Here is a 22197-nt window from a genome sequence, read left to right as displayed (position 1 = left end):
ATGCCTCAATTTTTTTGAGGCATTTTCTTTAATTAGAAAGATTTTCAAAGGTAAGCCTACCCACTTTTACCATTTTTAAAGCTTTCGAATAACTCAAAATAAAATTTACGGTTGTTTTACTAGGTAGTAAGTCTTGCACTTCAGATTTTTTTTTAGTGTAAAGTTTTGCCATATAGGTTGAATTAAAACTATATAACGAAACACCTTTCATATTATTGTATTAGTTAGTCAAAACTATATTATTTTTCTCTACTATTTTTCTTAAATTAATTACAGCATAGCGCATTCTACCTAAAGCTGTATTAATACTCACGCCTGTTAAATCTGCAATTTCTTTAAAACTTAAATCATCATAATAGCGTAATTTCAACACTTCTTGTTGGTCTTCTGGCAAAGATTCTATTAATTTTTGCACATCTGACTCAATTTGACCCTCAATAATTTGACCTTCAATAGTTAAAGATGAATCTGACATAAAGTTAAAAATACTATATTCGTCAGTTTCACGTTGAAAAGGCATCTTTTTTGCATGTCTAAAATAATCGATTGTTAAATTATGCGCAATACGCATTACCCAAGGTAAAAATTTACCTTCCTCATTATACGTATTTGCTTTTAAGGTTTTAATTACTTTAATGAAAGTATCCTGAAAAATATCATCACTTATATCGCGATTGCCTATTTTAGCATATATAAATCCATATACTTTTGCTTGATGTCTTGAAATTAAAATAGACAATGCCGATTCATCGCCATTACAATAGTTTCTTACTAAAACTGCGTCTGAAGTTTGAACATGATTAGCCATAGTTATACCTTTTAGTTGTTTGGGACAATAAAATTTCTAAAAAGTATTTTTATACTATAAGCCTTGTTTTTTGCAGTTAATAAGCAAATATAATGTTAAATATTTTGAAAAAGCAAATTTTATTTAAATTTTTATCAATATTTTTTTTAATTGATAATTATTTTATCTGAAAATATAATTTCATTTTCACTACCATAAATAATAAAGATATACTCCCCATTTAACAAGCTAGATACATCTATTGAATCTGTTGTAAAACTACAATCACAAATTTTACTACCTAATAAAGAGTACACCTCCACTCTATTTATATTAATTTCAGAGTTAAAATTAAGTATTTCATTTGTGGGATTTGGAAATAATTTAATTTTTGTATTAGCAAAATTAGTTAGATTAAGCGCACAATTACTTCCTACCGTATAACTTATGTATTGTGTTACAGACATACCGTTTGCATATGCAAACTTTACAGCATATGTTATTGAAGAACCAATTTGTTGATTAGTTAGCACATATGAAAATGTTGTCCCAAAAACATTTGTCATTGGGTATTCTGTAAAAGGGTTTTGTTTCCATAAATAAGCTACTACACCAATTTTGTCTGTATCCAACATTTGAAAAATAATTTTTACAGAATTACCTATTGTTTCAAAACTGTAGGTGTATCCTGTAGAAAAAGCACCTATTTGTGCTGTTGAGCTTGTTCCTGTACATCCTACAAAACCTAATGTTGTAGCTGTTACTTGTTGAGGATTATTAGCAGCTAAATTACCAGATTGGTCGGCTGCGGTTATTGTAAATGTATAGGTTGTATTGGGGTTTAAATTTGGTATAACTAAAGATTTTTGAATGCCAGATGTACCAGTAGTTGTAACTGTATTAGCCCCATAGGTTATTGTATAAATAACATTACCAGAATTATCCGATCCATTAAGTAATAGTTCTATACTTGAACTAGTAAGTGTTCCTGTTGTAACACTAAATCCTGCAGGTTGTTGTGTGTCGACTTGAGTGTTTTGATACACTCGAACATAATCAATTACCATTTCACTTTGTGTATAGTTCGGATTTATTGTCCCAGCTACTCCTCCCATAGCAATATTTAATAATACATATTGTTCTAAATCAAAAGGCCAGTTTAAAGCATTTTTATTTGATGGGTTATACGTATAAAAAACTATGCCATCAAGTAGAAACGATATTTGATTTGGTGACCAATTCATAGAATAAATATGAAATTGATTAGCTAAATCAGCAGCAAGAGTTCCGCCAATATTAACTGTACTTCCGTATGAAGAAGGTGTATGAATGGCACTTTGAATATAATTTACAGGCTGTGATGATGTAATTCCGTGTTCCATTATATCTATTTCACCACAAGCGGGCCAACTAGTAGTTCCGAAATTTGAATCAAAAAAAGCACCGTCTTCATTGACATTTTTTCCTAACATCCAAATTGCTGGCCAAGTGCCTTGGTCTAAAGGAATTTTTGCTCTGACATCAACCCTACCATATTTGAATGCAAATTTTGAATTTAATCTAGCTGAGGTATACTGTTTCGTTATTCCTTGATCCGTAAAATTTTCTTTTTTTGCAACTATATGCAAATTTCCATTTTGAACATACGAATTAGACATTAAATTGGTATAATGTTGTTCTTCTCCATTAAACCAATTACCTCCTGCAGGTAATTGAGTCTGATGATGCCAATTTACTGAATTAATTGCCCCTGTCCCATCAAATTCATCTGACCAAACTAAATCTGAATAAACAATATCCACTTGTGCATACATTGTACAACTGAAACATAAAAATATATATTTAAAAATTAGTGACGTACGGATTCTCATTTTTTAAAATATATTTCTGTTTCTAATTTTGCATCTGAACTACCTCCAATAAATACTTTAAACAAACCTTCTTCTGTTTCCCATTTATTATTTGCAGTGTAAAAAGCCAACATTTTTTCATCAATTTTAAACGTAACTCTTTTTGATTCAAAAGGGCCTAAATCAATTAATTCAAATCCTTTTAATTCTTTAACGGGTCTTGTCAAACTTCCAATCATATCTCTAGTATATAACTGAACAACTTCTCTTCCAGGAACTGAACTATTATTCTTTAACATTACACTTACTTCAATAAATTGATTTGATTCTAAAATATTTTTTGATGCTGTAATATTTGAATATTCAAAATTTGAATAACTTAATCCAAATCCAAATGGAAATAACGGTGTGTTTTTTTCATCTATGTAATGTGACCAAAAAACACTATCTGGTTCACTCATTGTTGGCCTTCCTGTATTTTTATAATTATAATAAATTGGCACTTGACCTACATTTCTAGGAAAAGTCATTGGTAACTTACCACTTGGGTTATAATCACCATAAAGAACTTGAGCAATTGCATTCCCGCTTTGCGTTCCTAAATGCCAAGTTTCTATAATTGCGGGAATGTGTGTTGCAGCCCAAGGAATTGCCAAAGGTCTTCCGTTAGTTAAAACTAAGACAATATTTTTATTTACTTTATAAACTTCCTCTAACAACTGTTGTTGTACACCCGGCAATCCAATATCTGCTCTACTTCTTCCTTCACCTGATTGTAAACCATGTTCACCTAACACCATAATAACAACATCTGCTTTTTTAGCATTTTCAATTGCTTCACTGAATCCAGAAGTATCAACGTTGTTTATGAGTGTTTCCCACATAAATTCGGTTCTCCCAATTGCAACATCTGCGCCTTTGGCATATTTTAATTCATTATTAGGATAGTTTTTCATTCCTTCTAAAACAGAAACGGCCGAATTTTCATCTGCTGCAATTCGCCAGCTACCCAATGGGCTTGTTTTATCAGATGCTAAAGCGCCAATTAATGCAATTTTTTGACCTGATTTTTTTAATGGCAGTAGGTTGTTTTCGTTTTTTAATAGAACTATTGATTTTTTTGCAATGTCTAAAACTCCTTCTTGAAATTCGGTTTTACCTAATGTAACTTTTTCAATAGAATCATTACAATATTTGTATGGATTGTCAAATAAACCAAGTTCATATTTTACCCTTAATACTCTTCGAACTGACTCATTTAATGTTTGTTCTCTTACTTTTCCCTCTTTTATTAATGCTTTCAAGTTTTCTACATAAGCATATGATTCCATGTCTACATCTGAACCTGCATTAATAGCTAGTTCTGCAGCGTGTTTACTGTCTTTTGCATACCCATGAACAATCATTTCGTTAATTGAGCCCCAATCTGATACTACAAAACCATCAAAATTCCATTCTCCTTTTAATAAATCTCGTTGTAAATACCTATTTCCAGTAGCTGGAATTCCATTTAACTCATTAAATGAATTCATAAATGTTTTTACACCTGCATTAAGAGCTGCCTTAAAGGGTGGTAAAATTGTATTATGTAATAATTCATTACTTACATTAACTGTATTATAATCTTTTCCAGATTCTGCAAATCCATAACCAGCAAAATGTTTTGCACAAGCTAAAATGTTTTTAGTTGATTTTAAATCTCCTTGGAATCCATTAACTCTGGCTTCAGCAATTTTACTTCCAAGAAAGGAATCTTCTCCAGCTCCTTCCATAACTCTACCCCATCTGGCATCTCGAGAAATATCAACCATAGGAGCAAATGTCCAATTAATCCCTACTGATGCTGCTTCTTCTGCAGCAATTTGAGCGGACTTTTTTATTGCTATCAAATCCCAACTTGCAGCTTCTGCTAAAGGAATGGGACTAATTGTTTTATAACCATGAATCACATCAAAACCAAAAAGTAATGGAATTCCCAATCTAGTTTGTTCAACCGCTATTTTTTGAAGGGCATATACATCTTTAAATCCTTTAACATTTAACATAGATCCAACTAATCCTTTTTTAATATGATCATATTTTTGTGCTGCTTGACCGTCTTTTGGCAATGGCCCAGTAATATCCCAAAACCCATTGTATTGATTTAATTGGCCAATTTTTTCATCTAATGTCATTATATTAACTATTGAATCAACTTTAAATTCAATAGTTGTATTTGCATTATTATTTATTTTAATAGGCTTGGAAACACTACAACCAACAACAATATAGTATAAGAAAAGTATAGATAATATATTTGACTTAGATTTCATTATTTTTTAATAGATATAATTATTATGATGTAGGTTACTTATATATTCTTACATAATCAACTAACATTGATTGTGGAAAACTCGTTTGGCTATTTGGCGAACCTGGTAAATTGCCACCAACAGCAACATTTAAAATGAGATAAAAAGGTTTGTTAAATACCCATTCACCTGTTACATCTGCAGGTGTAATCTGATTGTATAAAACATTATCTACATAATAATTGATGTAATTTTCGCCCCATTCAATTCCAAAAATGTGAAATTCAGTATCAAATCTGCTATTTGTCAATGTATATGTTTTTGATATTGATTGGCCACCTGAATATCCTGGTCCATGAACAGTACCAAAAACTTGTGTAGGACTATTACCTAAATATTCCATAATATCAATTTCGCCGCATTGTGGCCAACTAACCATATCAGAATCTGCTCCTAGCATCCAAAATGCAGGCCAAAGACCTTTTCCAAGAGGCAACTTAATTCGAGCTTCAATTCTTCCGTATTTTTGTTCAATTTTATTTTTTGAAAAAATTCTTGCTGAAGTATAACCCGATCCCATATATAACTCTTGCTTTGCCGTAATTTTTAAATTACCATTCACAATTTGTATATTTTCTGGTCTACTTGTATAATATTGTAACTCGTTGTTTCCCCAACCATTAGTTCCTGTTCCAATATTATAATTCCAAAAATTAGAATTTGGACTTCCATTTGTATTAAATTCATCTTGAAAAACTAATTCATGCATCGTAGTAACAGTTTGTTTTTCGTCTGTAGAACAATTTGAAAAAATTAGTAGTGAAATGAATGTAACAAATAGTACTAGCTTATAATTATGTAAATATTTCATAGTATATTTAATTAATTGTATAAATAAACATTATCAATATAAATAGAAGAACCATCACCACCTTCTAAAATGATTTGAGCTAAATGCGCTCTACCTGAAAGTCCAGACATTGCTGTGAATGGAATATCAATTGGTATCCATGATTGCGAAACTAAAGTAGGCACTGTAAATGTGGTAGAATGACTAGTATCATCCCCACCACTGAAAACACCATTTGCCCCAAAATCTACAACTTTTACTCTAAGTTGTCTTCCTGGCGCAATTGTACCTGGTATGAATGCATCAATATGTAAATGTGTCATATTAGTAGCATTAACAGTTGGTGAGCTGAATTCGATGCCTACAAAATTAAAATTTGTATAATGCAGAACATTATTTCCTTGAACTGTAAAATCGTTAGATGTAGTTGTTTGCCAGGGTTGCCAATATCCGTTATAATAATTCACTGGAATATTTGAATAAGTATCTGAAAAAACGGATATGACATTCGCTTGATTTCTAGTTGGTGTTGGTGCTGGTGTAAAAGTTCCTAAACAATTAATTGTCATACTACCTGTTGTAGGTACACCATTAAAATTTGCAGTAACTACAGAAGTACCAGCATTAATAGAACTTACAACTCCTGAAGAATTAACAGTAGCGGTATTTGGATTTGATGATGTAAAATTCAAATATGCTGGACTAATAGTCAAATTTTGATTTACTCCGTTTGGCATATTAAATGTTGCTTTTACACCTGTTATATTAGTTTCCATTCCAACAAACGTTGTTTGAGTTACGTTTGAACCATTTAAAATAAGTGAAGCGCCTTGAGCAATTGTTCCTAATTTTTCATATTTAACATTGTCTATCCAAAATGTGTACCCTAAACCATTCTCAGGTCCTTCAGAATACCAAAACATTCCTTTTTCAATTGTCAATTTAGAAGCGTCTGGTATAGGAATAATAACCTTTTGCCAATTTGTATTTATACTTACATTTTCTAATGTAACTCTAAACTTATTTTGACCAAAGTCCATACCAAAACCAATTTCATTCAAGGAAGCTGCATGTGACGATTTAATCCAAAATGTTAATGCATCGTACTCAGTAAGATTTCTCCCTGTTTGATCTATAAAAGCTCCTCCTGCATAACTTCCAGCAGGATCTCCTTCATTAGGGACATCAAAACGCATTGATGAGGTACCTTGATATTTTACTTGAGTATCAACAGAAAACGCGCTATACTTAGAACCTGAAAATGCACCATAACCTAAGCCTGCGCTGAATTCATCGATGAATACATTTGGGTTTTTAGAAAATGTTGCTAGTTGTGCATCTTCTGATAATTCTCTATCACAGCTCAAATTAAAAAACATTACAAAAAGTAAATACCATGAATTTACTAATAGATTTTTATTTTTTTTCATTTTAATATAAATTAAATTATTTACCAATATTAATATGTATGTACGTTCTAATTTCCCACTCAATACCTTTATTAAACCCAACAGGACTAATAATTGGTTCTGTATCATAAATTGTTGCAGTTTGATTAGGCAAATATCGTGGTGAATATTGATCTAACGAACGCCATATTCCCATAATTCCCATTTTAGTATTTGGTAAAATAAACCAGTCTGGTTTACCCAATGTAGTTGATAAATCAAAAGACAATTGAAGTGGATACGTTAAATTAAAATCTCTATGATAATCATAAGGGCCCCAATCGTTAACTTTTACTGAAGAAACTAATTTTAGTTTATTGTAAATTAATCTTAAATCAGCACCCATTCGCTGAATTAATCTAGTATCGCTTCCATTTGCTTGAGCATTTCCAAAATAAACATTAGCTATCATTCCAAATTCTGAATTAATTTTTGAAACAATTCTGGTGTTTGATTCCCATAAATCGTGTACTGGTGCAGATTTAGCAAATGCAAAAGAGGTTCTATTACTTAAAAAACCGATTGCTGCATCTTGAGTCGTAGGTAAATGTCTAAAAACAAATCCTGAACTAAATGCAAATTTAGCATCCTCTGATCTATCATTGTCCCATTCATACATCCATGTTGCTGGAGTTGGATCATACGTAAGTAAAAGTTCTCCTCCAATCGTTTCTCTATTTACTCTTACTACAAAAGGATCATCAAGAATGTTTCTTAATCTACCAGGAGCATTTACATCATTTGGCATTGCATCAACTAGTGGTTTTTGCCATAAGAAATTTGGCGCAATTTGTAATTTCCCAATTGTATATGTAAATCCAGTTAAAAAATTTGTTTGATTTCCACTTCCACTATCTTTTAGTCTCCAACCTGTAAATGTTTGTGTATTATCAGCACCACCATTCGCAACTAATCCCATTATTGCTCCTTGTGCATAGAAATTAAATCTTCCTCCTGAATACGTTATTTTTGCTTTACCTCCAAAATTATCACTACTTTTCACTTTATCATCAAAAATAGTATATGTGTTGTTAGTAGGAACTGCAAATTGAAAAACTCTTCCATTTAGTGGTTGACCGCCCCAAATACCTCCAAAATCTAAATTAAGTTTTCCAAAACTTGATTTAAAATGAATTGTAGCTCTTCTGGTTTTTGGCATTGGAATAGCTATTGATGTTAATGCAGCAGCGGCTTTATCTATATCTTCATGATAAACTGCTGTAGCGTCAAATTTGCCAATTTTTTTAGTATACTTAAGTAAAAATGCTGGATTTGCACCCCACCAAAGTTGTGGACCAAATGCGGCTTTTAATCCTGAAATTTCTTTTTTTCCATCGATTTCAAAACCTGAAATTTCTCCGTTATACATATCTAAATTTGGACCATAATTTGCCTCTGGATAAAGTGCAAAAAAGTCTCCTTCGTAACCCCAATGGTAATGACCAGTTCTATAAAACCCTCTTAAATTAAAGTGTTTTTCATTCCAACTATAGGATGCATTGTAAACTTGCACTCTGTTCACATCTGATTGAACAACAGTTCCATTTTCAGTTACTAATTTTTGTACTCTACCTCTATTTTCATAAAAAATTTCATTTATTGGATTTTCTGCAACATGCCCCAAAATGTTAACATTTACATTTGCTTTCATGTTTGAAGTTGGGTTTGCTTCAACACCTATATAATAGGATTGCATGTAGTCAAAACCTAATTTATTTGGGTATGATGTTGTTTCTGGATTCGATTGGATTGGAGTTGTCAATAAACTACCTCCAGTATTAAATGTTGTAAATTCTGCTCTTAAATTACTTATTTTTAAAATTTCATTTTCACTAGTACCTAAAGATGCTTTATCACTTCTCGCTTTTAACACTGCGTCTATAATATTAATAGAACTAAAATGTTTTTTTAATTTTTCTAAATTACAATCATTTTCAAGTGGATTAAATTTATGCACTTCTTTTAATACATAATAAGATGCTCTTGGGAACAATTCATAAAATCCTTTGGCATTAGTTTTACCTTTAGCACAAATACCAAACCATTCTTCGTTCATATTATTTTCGCCCGAAACAAAATCAAATTGATACCCTCCATTAGACCAAGAAGCCATATCATCATGAATTTCTAAATTTTTAGTTTGTCCATATTTCCACCATCCATCACTAAACTGAAAAGTAAATCCACCAATACAATTTGCAGCCTTATTTAGTCCTGCGGCATTTTCGTAAATTTCACTCCAATTTTGTTTTAAATAGGTTGCTTGCGCTAATTGATCTTCAGAATTAGTATTTGTATTGTAACTATCCGAACCAAATTCTGTAAATAAAACTGGTTTTCCATATTCTTGCTTAACTCGTTGAAATAAATCTCCAAAAGATTGGCCTCTATATACATTTGTTCCAAAAACATCAACATCTTTACATTCTTGAGCTACAATATTTAAAAATAATAAATCACCATTACAAATCGCAACTGGATGATTCGTATCAATAGATTTTATTGTTAACGAGGCTTCATTAAACAATTTATACATTGCTTTAGCACGTAATGTAGATTTACGTTCATCAACAGGAATATTTTCTGTTTCTGCACCATCCCAAAACAATCCATAGTTGTTTTCATTACCTAATAAAAACAACAATAAACCTTTAGTATCCTTATATTCATTAGCTAATTCTGCAACTTCTTTTAATAAAAGGGTTTTGGTTTTTGTATTAGAATAATCCGTATTAGGCGTCCAATTTCCATCAATAGTTAATCCATATCGGCCAAAAGAATGGTTTAACATAGTATAAATACCATACTTATTATAAACATATTCTATCCATTTTTTTGGTATACCCGTATAAACTCTTATAGTATTTACCCCCATGTTTTGCAACAAACTCATTTCTTGGTCAAGTGCTTGTTGAATAAAACCATCTGATTGTTTCCACAAACTATAATTATAATTTGTACCAATTGGAAAATAATCCCAGTTCATTCCATTTATAATAAAATCACTTCCATTGACTTTAAGTTTAAAACGAGAATTACTATTTTCAACTATTACTTTATCTGCCTGAGAAAAGGAAAGTGTTGAATAAGATAAAAAAACTAATAAAATGATTTTCTTCATTTGTTACTATTAAATTTTGTGAATACTTGTTTAATTTAATTGATTTTATAAAATTAAAGTAATATTTGTTCCGATATATGATAATTAACCTCTACAAAAAATATACAACCCAGAAACATCCTCTGTAAAGCTAAAATTAGCTAAATAGAAAGCCTTCATTGAATAATAAAAAATACGTTCTTAGATAACAACATACTAATTGTTAAGGTAATGTATAGTTTATTGCGCATAAAAAACAAGGTACTAAATAGCTAGTAAATACTCAACTAATCCCATTTCGTGAGGTAAATTCATTTTTTTACGCAAACGATAGCGTTTTATTTCAATGCTTCGAACTGAAATATTAAGTAATGGAGCTATCTCTTTAGATGATAAATTTAATCGAAGATACGCACATAACCTCAAATCATTAGGGGTTAAAATTGGATGACTTTCTTTTACCTTCTTTAAAAAATTATTATCAGCACTATCAAATGCCTCTTTAAATACATTCCAAGTGTTTTCTTCTTTAACGTTCCTATTAATTGTAGTAATTACAGATTTAATGCTTCTATTTGTTGTACTATCTGATGAGTTTTTTAAATCGCTTTTTATAATATTCAAAAGTTCTGTTTTTTTGATAAGATTCATCGTAGAAACAGCTAATTCTTTATTTTTCTTATCAACATCTTGAATTAATTGTTCATTCTTAATCTTCATTATTTTCTGCTCATTTTCTAATTCTTTAAGCTCTAACAAAATATTATTTTCTGCAATAATTTTTTGATGTCTTTTTTCATGATATTGAGTATAAAATTTATGAATATAAAAACCTAATATTATGAGTAGTACAAAATATAATAACTTAGCTAAAGTACTGGCATACCATGGCTTTTGAATTTCAAAAGAAAAAGTAGCAATATTATCTGTAATTGAATTTGCAACTTTAGCTCTTACACTAAAGGTATAATCTCCTGCGGGCAAATTTTTAAAAACTACTTGTGAATTAAATGACCATTCACTCCATTCATCAGTAAAACCGTCTAATTTATACTGATATTCAGCATTAATATATTTGTCATATTCTGGAACAGTAAAATAAAATGTTAGATTGTTTTGATCATGGGATAATTTTACTTCACCGTTTATAGGTATATTAATAGGTTTTGAATTGCCAATAGTGTTAGCAATTCGCATTATAGAAACTTTATAATTAGTAAACTTAAAATCATCATTTTTTAGGATGTAAAATCCATCAGTAGTACCAATTAAGTATTTATTATTTTCTAATTGTAAAATATTTTCATAACCGGGCATTGAATTTGTTAGAGAAGACGGTATAGGTAAACTATTTTTCTTTAATTCCGTAGACAATTTTCCGTAGGAGTAATAATGAATATAATTTTTAGTAAAAAACCAAAGCTTATTTGAATTATCAACAATCATTTTTCCAGTAACATACTCATCATTTTGATACATCGAACTTAAAGATTTATCTTTAATAAAGGTTTTAGTTGTATTATTTAATTTAAAAACACCTTCTTTTGAAGCATAATAAATAAAATTATTATACTTAACTAAACACGCATTCTTACCCTTTTTAGGGTTTTTAAATTTTAAAATATTTGTAGCTTTTGAAATTAAATTATCGATAGTAAATTTATAAACCCCTTTATATTCATGACTAACATAAACATCGTTTTTACCAATAATTTCAAAATGTTTAGAAGAATAATCAAAACCTTGTATTTTATTTTTAAACACCCATTTATTATTCCTTTTTTCTAGTACTGAAATACCATTATAATTGCCTTGTAAAATATAATTGTTATTCCCTCCATACGGCTCAAATTTCCATGTTCCCGAACCTGAAAAAATTAAATTTGCAATAGCCCCATTCACTACATAAGTACCTGAATCATGGCCACAAAAAAGGGTATCTTGAAAAGTAAATAGTGACCATACTTGACCTTTTGTATTTGGCACAAACTCAAATTTGTCAGCCGAATTTAAATTTTTATAAAAAAGTCCTTGATTGGTTCCAATATATAATTTATTGTTATGAGTTACGGCAGCATAAATAGCCCCTAAAACACCCGTATTATCTAAATAACTATTAATAGGAGATTTTAAATTAATACAATTAATACCATTATCTAATCCAATCCATAAATTTTTATCTAAATCTTCAAATAACGAAAGTGCTGTGTTATTACTTAAGCCTGAATTCTGGGTAATATGATATATTTTTTTTCCCTCTTTTGAAATAATAAAAATACCATTTGAAATGGATCCTAATGCAATACTCTCATCGGATAACAATTGACTACTATAAATATTACTTTGTTGAATTTGCGTATCAATATCTGTTACAAACTTAGTTAGTTGTCCATTTTTATATTGATATACACCTAGTTTTTGAGTGACTAAAATTAATCCATTTGGAGTTTCATAAATATTTATCAACTTATTTTGATTAATAATTTGATTACTTAAAAACAATTTACTTTTACCCTGATCTATTTCATATAAGCCATTTTTTGTTTGAAAATAAATCCCATTAGATGTTTTGAAAGCTTTAATTATGGTACTATTAGGTTCAATAATTGTGAATGTCTTTGACTTAGTATTATAAGCATAAATTTTTTCCAACGATTGAAAAAGGATCCAATTATCAAATGGGAAAATTCCCCAAAATTGTTCATCATCTTTTATTTTTGATTTTATGGAGTTACTCAATGAAGTATAATATAATTCTCCATTTGTTGCTCTTTGCCAATAACCAAATTCCATAAAAGCACCTGTGTAAATTTTGTTATTGATACATTTGACCGAACGAATAATAGTTTCATTTGGAGAAGGATTTAAAGTCCATTTTGAACCGTTAAATTCTAATAAACCTTCATTATTAGCAAAATACATAAACCGTTGATTATCTTGAGAAATCATCCAATTTTGAATACCTGCATTGTAAACTTCTTTAGAATATTTTACAATAGGAGGTAATTGCTGGGCTAAACTATTTGTGGTGTTAATTAATACAATTAAAAAAGTAACAATAATTTTAAAATAATACATTTTAAATAAATTTAGATACTAAAGATAACAAAAATATTCTTGTTAATAATTTAAAACAAAAAAAGACTGCATAAATAGCAGTCTTTTTTTTATTGAATGACTTAAAATTATTCTTTAATGAATTTTGTTGATGAAGTTACTCCTCCTATTAGTGTTTTAACAACATACATTCCATTACTAAAACTTGAAACATCAATTCCCGTTGATAAACTATTAACTTCTTTATTTAAAACCTCTTGACCTAAAACGTTATAAACCACAATACTTTGAATAGTATTAGCCGATTGTATATTTAACATATTAGAGGCAGGATTTGGATATAGTTTAACTTGAGAAAGTTGAAATTCTTCATTACTTAACGTAGTATTTTTATGAAAATAAAGATTATCAAAATACATGTATAGAGGCTGTTGATTATCCGCTCTAGCAGCTGTAATTACAATTTCTTTTATTGAGTTTCTAGCTAAATTTGCTGGATTAGATGCCGCTACAAAATCAGCTAATGGAATATCTAATGACACCCACTGACCTCCTTGTGGAACAGGCAATGTTTGTATACCGCTTGTTTCTCCATTTTGAGCTGCATGATTTGATAATTTTATACTTATTGTTTGACCAGTTAAAAGAGGACTTGGTATCCAATAATCCATATGAAAATGTGTAAATTGTGTTAAATCATAATATGAACCAAGTACAATACCTGCAAAAGTTTTTCCACTTATCATACTAATTTTTTTAGTAGGATTTGTAGCAATTGGATTATCAACAATTGTTGAAGAGAATGGTCCCCAATCTGGTCCCCACGCTGAAACTACCTCATTGGTATAAGCATCACTGAACGCTGAAACAACATCAGCAGCTAATCTTGCAGGCGGTGTAGGAGCCGGTGTCATAGGAGCCGGATCAGTAACAGGAACTACAGGAGCTTCTTCTGCTCTTACATTATCAAGGTAAAAGGTTAATGGAACTAATGGGCTGTTAAAACCATCATTTGTTGATTTCCAGTTTCCAAAAAAGATAATTTTTTGATATTCACCATTAGCGGTTGCTGTATTATCCATTGGTACAGCAAAGTTAAATGTTAGCGTTTGCCATTGACCAGGTGTTGTGTATGCTTGCCCATTGGCAGAATTTGGACCAGTTCCACCTTGTTCTACTTTCGCTAATAAATTAAAAGCTTGAGAACAATATACATCTACAGTCATTGTTTTATTAGTAGTTAATTTTGCTTTTTTCTCAGTTTGCACAAATTCTATTCCTTGCCATATATCTCCTCCAGGCCCTTGAACGCCTTTTAATACTAAACCATTAGTACCCCCTGTAACAGGATCACTCACTACTGTTGCAGTAGAACCACTAAACGATGCTAAACTTGTATAAGTATTTGGAGTTTCAAAATTTTGAATTAAAGGAAGTGTAACTGGAATTATTGTTTCTTCTGCTCTAATATTATTTATGTAAAATGTTAATGGAACTAGCGGGTTGTTAAATCCATCATTAGTTGATTTCCAATTTCCAAAAAAGATAATTTTTTGGTATTCACCGTTTGCAACCGAGGTATTATCCATCGGAACTGCAAAGTTAAATGTTAGCGTTTGCCATTGACCAGGTGTTGTGTATGCTTGTCCAGTCGCAGAAATTGGGGCTGTTCCACCTTGTTCTACTTTAGCTAATATGTTAAAGGCTTGAGAACAATAAACATCTACAGTCATTGTTTTGTTTGTGGTCAACTTTGCTTTTTTTGCAGTTTGAACAAACTCAACCCCCTGCCATATATCTCCCCCTGGACCTTGTATGCCTTTTAATACTTGCCCGTTAGAAGTCCCTGTAACAGGATCAGCAACCACTGAAACTGAAGTACCACTAAAAGCAGCTAAATTTGAATACGTTACGGGTGTTTCAAAATCTTGAATCAATGGTAATACTTCAACAACCGATACATTATCAATAAATACATAACCTGTGCCTGCTCCCATATCAAATAATACTCTATCGCCTACAGCATCACCATAAGTTATAGTAATTAAATATGTAAAAGTTTGAAGATTAGAAGTCAACGTTGTCGTTGAAGTAGATGAATTGTAGGGCGCATTATTTTGACCTAATCCAGAAAGTATCGTTCTAGTGCCAGTAGCTGAATCTGTAAAGGCATCAAATGTTAATTTGTAAGTTTTGCCACTTACTAAATTAATATTTTGACTTAAATTAACATCCCAAGGATTACCAGCAGCTGTAATATTTGCTTGATTTACAAAGTTGGATGCACCTAAGTCAACTACGTTTGCTGCATTTCCAGTCCATGGCGTTGCAACTCCAGTTTGAAAATCCCCATTTGTTACCAGATTTTGAGAAAATCCGAGGCAGGAAATCAATACAATAATTAATAAAGTAATTTTTTTCATAATATTTAATTTAATGAGTTAAATGTTAACGATTGTAAAATTATAGATTAAAATTCATAAACAATTCGTAACATATATATAATAACTATACATTTATCTTTTAATAGTAAAAAAATTAAATTTTAGAAGTAACTAATATAACTATTGATTATCAATTAGTTAAATTAATTTTAATAAAAAAATTATACTATTGTATAGCTTTTGTATAGTTGTTAAAATTAAAAAAATCTAACTACAACGTTTTCAAAAGAATAATTTTTGAAAGTTTTGAAGCAGTAATTATAAGATTTTAAATTTCTTAATATAGATTAATTATCTTTGTATTCATTTTACAAAAAAAGTATGATACCTAAAGATATTACAACCTTAAATCCTAAAAAATTCATTCTAATCAAAGGAGCACAATTACACAATTTAAAAAATATTGATGTAGCCATTCCTAGAAATGAATTAGTAGTCATTACAGGGCTTTCAGGATCTGGTAAATCTAGTTTAGCATTTGACACACTTTATGCAGAAGGTCAGAGAAGATATGTAGAAAGTCTATCTTCTTATGCTAGACAATTTTTAGGAAAATTAGATAAACCAAAAGTAGAATACATTAAAGGAATTGCTCCTGCTATTGCTATTGAACAAAAAGTAAACACCACAAATGCGCGTTCAACAGTCGGAACTTCTACTGAAATTTATGATTATCTAAAATTACTTTTTGCAAGAATCGGTAAAACCTATTCTCCTATTTCTGGACTTGAAGTAAAAAAACATACCGTTACAGATGTAGTTACTTACATACAATCATTACCTATCGATTCTAAATGGTTATTGCTTGCTCCTATTCATCTAGAAGAAGGTAGAAAATTACTCAATAAATTAAATGTACTACTACAGCAAGGATTTGCAAGGATTTTGATTGACCATCAAACGGTACGGTTAGATGATTTTGTAGCAACGCTTGAGCTAATTGAGGAAAAAACACTGGTTAACAAAGAAATTCTATTGATTGTAGACCGTATAGTTGTAAAAAACGAAGAAGAATTTTACAATCGAATTGCTGATGCTATACAAATTGCTTTTTATGAAGGAAAAGGTGAATTGTATGTTCAAAATGTGGAATCAAATGAACGTACCATTTTCAATACTAATTTTCAATTAGACAATCTCGATTTTTTAGAACCCAATATTCATTTATTTAGCTTCAATAATCCTTATGGGGCTTGTCCTTCTTGTGAAGGCTATGGAAGTATCATAGGTATTGATGAGGAATTAGTCATTCCAAACACTGCTTTATCTGTTTATGAAAATGCGATTTTTCCTTGGCGAGGCGAAAGCATGAGTTGGTACAGAGACCAGTTGGTAAACAATTCTCATAAATTTGATTTTCCTATTCACAAACCATATTTTGAACTTTCCCTTGAGCAAAAACAATTAATCTGGTCAGGAAACAAATATTTTACAGGACTAAACGATTTTTTCAAAGACCTAGAAGCTACTAATTATAAAATTCAAAACAGAGTACTCCTTTCAAGATACAGAGGAAAAACAAAATGTCCTATTTGTAAAGGCAAACGCTTACGTATTGAAACAAACTTTATAAAAATTAGCGATAGCACTATTTCTGATTTAGTTGACTTACCTATTATTAAATTAATTCCTTTTTTCGAAAATTTACAATTATCTGAATATGATTTTAAAGTAGCTAAACGTTTACTCTTAGAAATTCAGAATAGGTTAGAATTTTTAAATGATGTTGGTTTAAATTACCTAACATTAAATAGAAATTCTGCTACTTTATCAGGCGGGGAATCACAACGTATTAACTTAGCTACATCGTTAGGAAGTAGTTTGGTAGGTTCTATGTATATTTTAGACGAACCAAGTATTGGGTTGCACCCAAAAGACACTGAAAAATTAGTTTCAGTTTTGGAAAATCTAAAAAAATTAGGCAATACTGTTATCGTAGTAGAACACGACGAAGACATCATGAAAGCGTCAGATATGATTATCGATATTGGGCCAGAAGCAGGAACCCATGGCGGACAATTAGTGGCACAAGGATCGTTTAACGAAATCCTTACTAGTGATTCGTTGACAGCAGACTACTTATCAGGAAGAAAAAGTATTGAGGTGCCAAAAAGAAGACGTAGTTATAAAAATTATATCGAGATAAAAGGTGCTAGAGAAAATAATTTAAAAAATATAGATGTTATTTTTCCTTTAGATTGCTTAACCGTAATAACGGGTGTTTCTGGTAGCGGAAAAAGTACATTAGTCAAGAAAATTTTGTTTCCAGCACTTCAAAAAAAATTAACGGGTATTGGCGAAAAAGCAGGTCAATTTTCTACCCTAGAAGGAAGTTTTTCACATATCAAAAACATTGAATATGTAGATCAAAATCCTATTGGAAGAAGTTCTCGGTCAAATCCAGTTACGTATATTAAAGCGTATGATGATATAAGAGATTTATATGCTAAACAAACTACTTCTAAATTAAGAGGATACCAAGCCAAACATTTTTCTTTTAATGTTGATGGCGGACGCTGTGAAACGTGTAAAGGTGATGGCGAAGTAACCATAGAAATGCAATTTATGGCTGATGTCCATTTGGAATGTGAAGTATGTAACGGGAAACGTTTCAAAAAAGAAGTTTTAGAAGTTGCCTTCGAAGGAAAAAACATTGATGATGTATTGAAAATGACTATTGATGAAGCTTTGCACTTTTTTAGCACACATAATCAAACTAAAATTACACAAAAATTACAACCCCTTCAAGATGTAGGATTAGGCTATGTACAATTAGGTCAATCTTCTTCTACTTTGTCTGGTGGGGAAGCCCAACGAATAAAATTAGCTTCATTCTTGGTTAAAGGAGCAACAAAAGAAAAAATGGTATTTGTTTTTGACGAACCTACAACAGGGTTGCATTTTCATGATATCAAAAAATTACTAACTTCTTTTGAAGCCTTAATTGAAAAAGGGCATTCGATTATTGTCATTGAACACAACTTAGAACTCATAAAATGTGCGGATTACATTATTGATATAGGACCAGAAGGTGGAGAAAACGGCGGAAATTTAGTCGCGTTTGGCACACCAGAAGAAATTTCAAAAAATAAAAAATCATTAACAGGTAAGTATTTAGCTGAAAAATTATATTAGCCATGAAATTCCAAGTAGTATCTGATTACAAACCTACAGGTGACCAGCCGCAAGCTATTGAAAAATTAGCTAAAGGAATCGTTGAAGGTGAAAAATATCAAACCTTACTTGGGGTTACTGGTTCTGGAAAAACTTTTACAATGGCTAATGTTATCCAAGAAGTACAAAAACCTACTTTGATTTTAGCCCATAATAAAACATTAGCCGCACAATTATACTCCGAATTCAAGCAGTTTTTTCCTAATAATTCGGTACAATACTTTGTATCTTATTATGACTATTACCAACCCGAAGCTTTTATTCCAGTGACGGGAACCTACATAGAAAAAGATTTATCTATTAATGAAGAATTAGAAAAATTACGTTTAAGCACTACCTCTGCCCTACTTTCTGGACGCAGAGATGTATTGGTTGTTTCCTCTGTTTCTTGTTTGTATGGTATTGGAAATCCCGTTGAATTTCAAAAAAATGTCATTAGTTTAGAAAATGGCCAACAAATTTCGAGAACAAAATTACTACATCGATTGGTTCAAAGTTTGTATGCAAGAACCGAAGCTGAATTTACTGCTGGAAACTTTAGAATAAAAGGTGATACTATTGAAATTTATCCTAGTTATGCTGACGAACCGTTTAGAATTCATTTTTTTGGAGATGAAATTGAAGAAATTGAAGCATTTGATGCAAAGACTTCACAAGTCTTAGAACGGTATGAAAAATTAAATATCTATCCCGCTAATATGTTTGTAACATCTCCAGATGTCTTACAAAATGCGATTTGGGCTATCCAACAAGATTTGGTAAAACAAGTAGATTATTTTAAAGAAATTGGCAAACATTTGGAAGCCAAAAGACTTGAAGAACGAACCAATTTTGACTTGGAAATGATTCGAGAATTAGGGTATTGCTCTGGAATAGAAAATTATTCAAGATACTTAGACGGCCGTGAAGCTGGAACAAGACCTTTCTGCTTACTCGATTATTTTCCAGATGATTACTTGATGGTAGTAGATGAAAGCCACGTAACGATTTCACAAGTTCACGCTATGTATGGTGGGGATCGAAGCAGAAAAGAAAACCTAGTAGAATATGGCTTTCGCTTGCCTGCTGCCATGGATAATAGACCCCTGAAATTTGAAGAATTTGAAGCACTCCAAAATCAAGTAGTTTATGTTTCCGCAACACCAGCAGATTACGAATTGCAAAAAACAGAAGGCGTTTATGTAGAACAGGTCATTCGTCCCACAGGCTTATTAGATCCCGTCATTGAAGTTCGACCAAGTACCAATCAAATTGATGATTTAATTGAAGAAATTCAACTTCGATGTGAGGCAGACGAACGTGTTTTAGTCACTACGCTTACAAAAAGAATGGCAGAAGAATTAGCTAAATATTTGACTAAAGTTTCTATTCGTTGTCGTTATATTCATTCTGATGTAGATACGCTAGAACGTGTGGAGATTATGCAAGACCTACGAAAAGGATTATATGATGTATTAATTGGTGTTAACTTACTTCGCGAAGGTTTAGATTTACCAGAAGTATCGTTAGTCGCAATTCTTGATGCAGATAAAGAAGGATTTTTAAGAAGCCATCGTTCCTTAACACAAACTGTTGGTCGAGCGGCTCGAAATATAAATGGAAAAGCAATTATGTATGCCGATAAAATCACCAATTCGATGCAACGAACTATTGATGAAACGAATTATCGAAGAGAAAAGCAAATTGCTTATAATTTTAAACATAATAAAACGCCGCAAGCTTTAAATAAGTCAATTGATAATGCTTTAAGCAAGAATCAAATAGCAAGTTTTAATTATTCAGATACTCCTAAAGTAGCCGCAGAGGAACCAACCGAATATTTAGCTAAACCAGAAATTGAAAAAAGAATTAGAGAAAAAAGAAAAGCAATGGAAAAAGCGGCTAAAGAACTAGATTTTATGCAAGCTGCTAAATTAAGAGACGAAATAAAAGCATTGCAAGAAAAGTTGTAACTCCTTAATTATATTGTTCAGAAAAAATTGCTAAAAGGGTTTGGCCATCGATAACACCTTTTTTATTTGTTTGCATAAGATGCAAAATGCGCTTCATTGCAAAAGGATTCAGTCCCATTCGAATCCCTATTTCATTTATTTTTACCTGTTCTCGTTCATGCAATATGCCGTCACATTGCATTAAAAGCGCCAAACGATAAAATTGACAAATTCGATTAAACTCATCTTTAATTACTTGAACAGCTGTTTTATTTTTATACAATTCTAATAAAGCCACTTTATCTATGGATAATTCATGCGCAACAACTTCAATAAAATCATATTCATTATCGTGTAACTCCCCATCTACAAGGGCAAAAGCAATCATTTCTTGTAATAAACTTAATTTTTCTTGATGACTATCCATTATTATCTTAATTTTATAATCTTAAAAAGCCAAATATACTAATGAAATTTTACTGTTTTATACTACTTTACTTATTTTTTTCAATGCAAGCTCTGGGGCAACATACGTTAGACTCCATTACACTTTCATCTGAATCTCTACATATCACCAAGAAAATTTGGATTTATAAGCCACTACTTTCCAAAAGCAATTCTAAAAAATTCTCCGTACTTTATATGCATGATGCACAAAATCTATTTGATTCAAAAAAATCATTTTCAGGAGAATGGAATATTGATGAAACATTAGATAGTCTTCATGCTCAAACTATTGTAGTAGGTATTGAACACGGAAATGCTAATCGAATAAATGAATTAACTCCCTATAAAAATGAAAAATATGGTGGTGGCAATGCTGATGCATACTTAGAATTTATAGTAACGGTTGTAAAACCATATATAGATTCACATTATTCAGTAAAAGTTGGCAAAAATCATACTGGTATCATGGGCAGCTCCTTGGGAGGTCTACTTTCGTATTATGCCATTTTAAAATATCCTGAAATTTTTGGAAAAGCTGGAGTTTTTTCACCCGCCTTTTGGATTAATAAAAAAGAAATCATTGATTTAACTGAAAAAACAAAAGATTTAGATGCAAATTTATATTTTATGTGTGGTGATCATGAAAGTGAAAATATGGTATCGGATTGTAACGAAATTATTCATTTGGTTAATACAAAAAGATGTACCTGCAAAATGTTGACAAAAAAAGTAATTATTCCAGGCGGTGAACATAATGAAAAATTATGGCGTGAACAATTTGCAAAAGCGTATCTTTGGCTTTTTTAATTCAAGCGACA

13 protein-coding genes are annotated in these 22197 nt (G+C 30.9%); 3 read left to right on the top strand and 10 right to left on the bottom strand.

Annotated features, from left to right (window positions below; genetic code table 11):
* Positions 1 to 28: 28 nt before the first annotated feature.
* From RF683_RS03210 to RF683_RS03170, 9 genes are all read right to left on the bottom strand, one after another.
* The gene (locus RF683_RS03210) at positions 29 to 172 is read right to left on the bottom strand and encodes a hypothetical protein (protein ID WP_309532775.1); all 144 of its coding nucleotides are present in this window, start codon (positions 170 to 172) and stop codon (positions 29 to 31) included.
* A 48-nt stretch (positions 173 to 220) separates the two neighbouring features.
* Positions 221 to 808 carry an RNA polymerase sigma factor gene (locus RF683_RS03205; RefSeq protein ID WP_309532774.1) on the bottom strand — a complete coding sequence of 196 codons (588 nt, stop codon included), beginning with the start codon at positions 806 to 808 and terminating at the stop codon, positions 221 to 223.
* Positions 809 to 954: 146 nt separating this feature from the next.
* Positions 955 to 2601: a family 16 glycosylhydrolase gene (locus tag RF683_RS03200; RefSeq protein WP_309532773.1), complete on the bottom strand. Its 1647-nt coding sequence runs from the start codon at positions 2599 to 2601 to the stop codon at positions 955 to 957.
* Between the two features lie 53 nt (positions 2602 to 2654).
* Positions 2655 to 4949, bottom strand: coding sequence for a beta-glucosidase BglX (gene bglX, locus RF683_RS03195; RefSeq protein ID WP_309532772.1), 2295 nt, complete (start codon positions 4947 to 4949; stop codon positions 2655 to 2657).
* Positions 4950 to 4983: 34 nt separating this feature from the next.
* Positions 4984 to 5799: a glycoside hydrolase family 16 protein gene (locus RF683_RS03190; protein ID WP_309532771.1), complete on the bottom strand. Its 816-nt coding sequence runs from the start codon at positions 5797 to 5799 to the stop codon at positions 4984 to 4986.
* A gap of 11 nt (positions 5800 to 5810) precedes the next feature.
* Positions 5811 to 7208, bottom strand: coding sequence for a glycosyl hydrolase family 16 (locus tag RF683_RS03185; RefSeq protein ID WP_309532770.1), 1398 nt, complete (start codon positions 7206 to 7208; stop codon positions 5811 to 5813).
* A 16-nt stretch (positions 7209 to 7224) separates the two neighbouring features.
* Entirely contained in the window at positions 7225 to 10347 is a 3123-nt protein-coding gene (locus RF683_RS03180) for a glycoside hydrolase 5 family protein (RefSeq protein WP_309532769.1), read from the bottom strand.
* Between the two features lie 243 nt (positions 10348 to 10590).
* Positions 10591 to 13404 (bottom strand): helix-turn-helix and ligand-binding sensor domain-containing protein, encoded by a 2814-nt coding sequence (locus RF683_RS03175; protein WP_309532768.1) that lies wholly within the window; start codon positions 13402 to 13404, stop codon positions 10591 to 10593.
* Between the two features lie 107 nt (positions 13405 to 13511).
* On the bottom strand, positions 13512 to 15806 hold the full coding sequence (locus RF683_RS03170) for a T9SS type A sorting domain-containing protein (protein ID WP_309532767.1): 2295 nt from the start codon (positions 15804 to 15806) through the stop codon (positions 13512 to 13514).
* A 342-nt stretch (positions 15807 to 16148) separates the two neighbouring features.
* On the opposite strand from RF683_RS03170, the gene uvrA reads away from it, so the two are divergent.
* Both uvrA and uvrB read left to right on the top strand, forming a co-directional pair.
* Complete coding sequence (gene uvrA, locus RF683_RS03165; protein WP_309532766.1) at positions 16149 to 18962, top strand: excinuclease ABC subunit UvrA; 2814 nt, start codon at positions 16149 to 16151, stop codon at positions 18960 to 18962.
* A 2-nt stretch (positions 18963 to 18964) separates the two neighbouring features.
* Positions 18965 to 20953: an excinuclease ABC subunit UvrB gene (gene uvrB / locus RF683_RS03160; RefSeq protein ID WP_309532765.1), complete on the top strand. Its 1989-nt coding sequence runs from the start codon at positions 18965 to 18967 to the stop codon at positions 20951 to 20953.
* A 4-nt stretch (positions 20954 to 20957) separates the two neighbouring features.
* Here the strand turns inward: uvrB and RF683_RS03155 are convergent, their stop codons facing one another.
* A complete protein-coding gene (locus RF683_RS03155) occupies positions 20958 to 21359 on the bottom strand; it encodes a TerB family tellurite resistance protein (protein ID WP_298655073.1) in 402 nt (133 codons plus the stop codon).
* Positions 21360 to 21400: 41 nt separating this feature from the next.
* Here RF683_RS03155 and RF683_RS03150 point away from each other — a divergent pair, with 41 nt between their 5' ends.
* Complete coding sequence (locus RF683_RS03150; RefSeq protein WP_309532764.1) at positions 21401 to 22186, top strand: alpha/beta hydrolase; 786 nt, start codon at positions 21401 to 21403, stop codon at positions 22184 to 22186.
* Positions 22187 to 22197: the final 11 nt, after the last annotated feature.

This window comes from Flavobacterium sp. 20NA77.7 (assembly GCF_031326205.1).
In the GTDB taxonomy this organism is placed as follows: Bacteria; Bacteroidota; Bacteroidia; order Flavobacteriales; family Flavobacteriaceae; genus Flavobacterium; species Flavobacterium nakdongensis.
The sequence above is the reverse complement of the archived record's forward strand: the minus strand, read 5'-3'. Positions and strand labels throughout refer to the sequence as shown.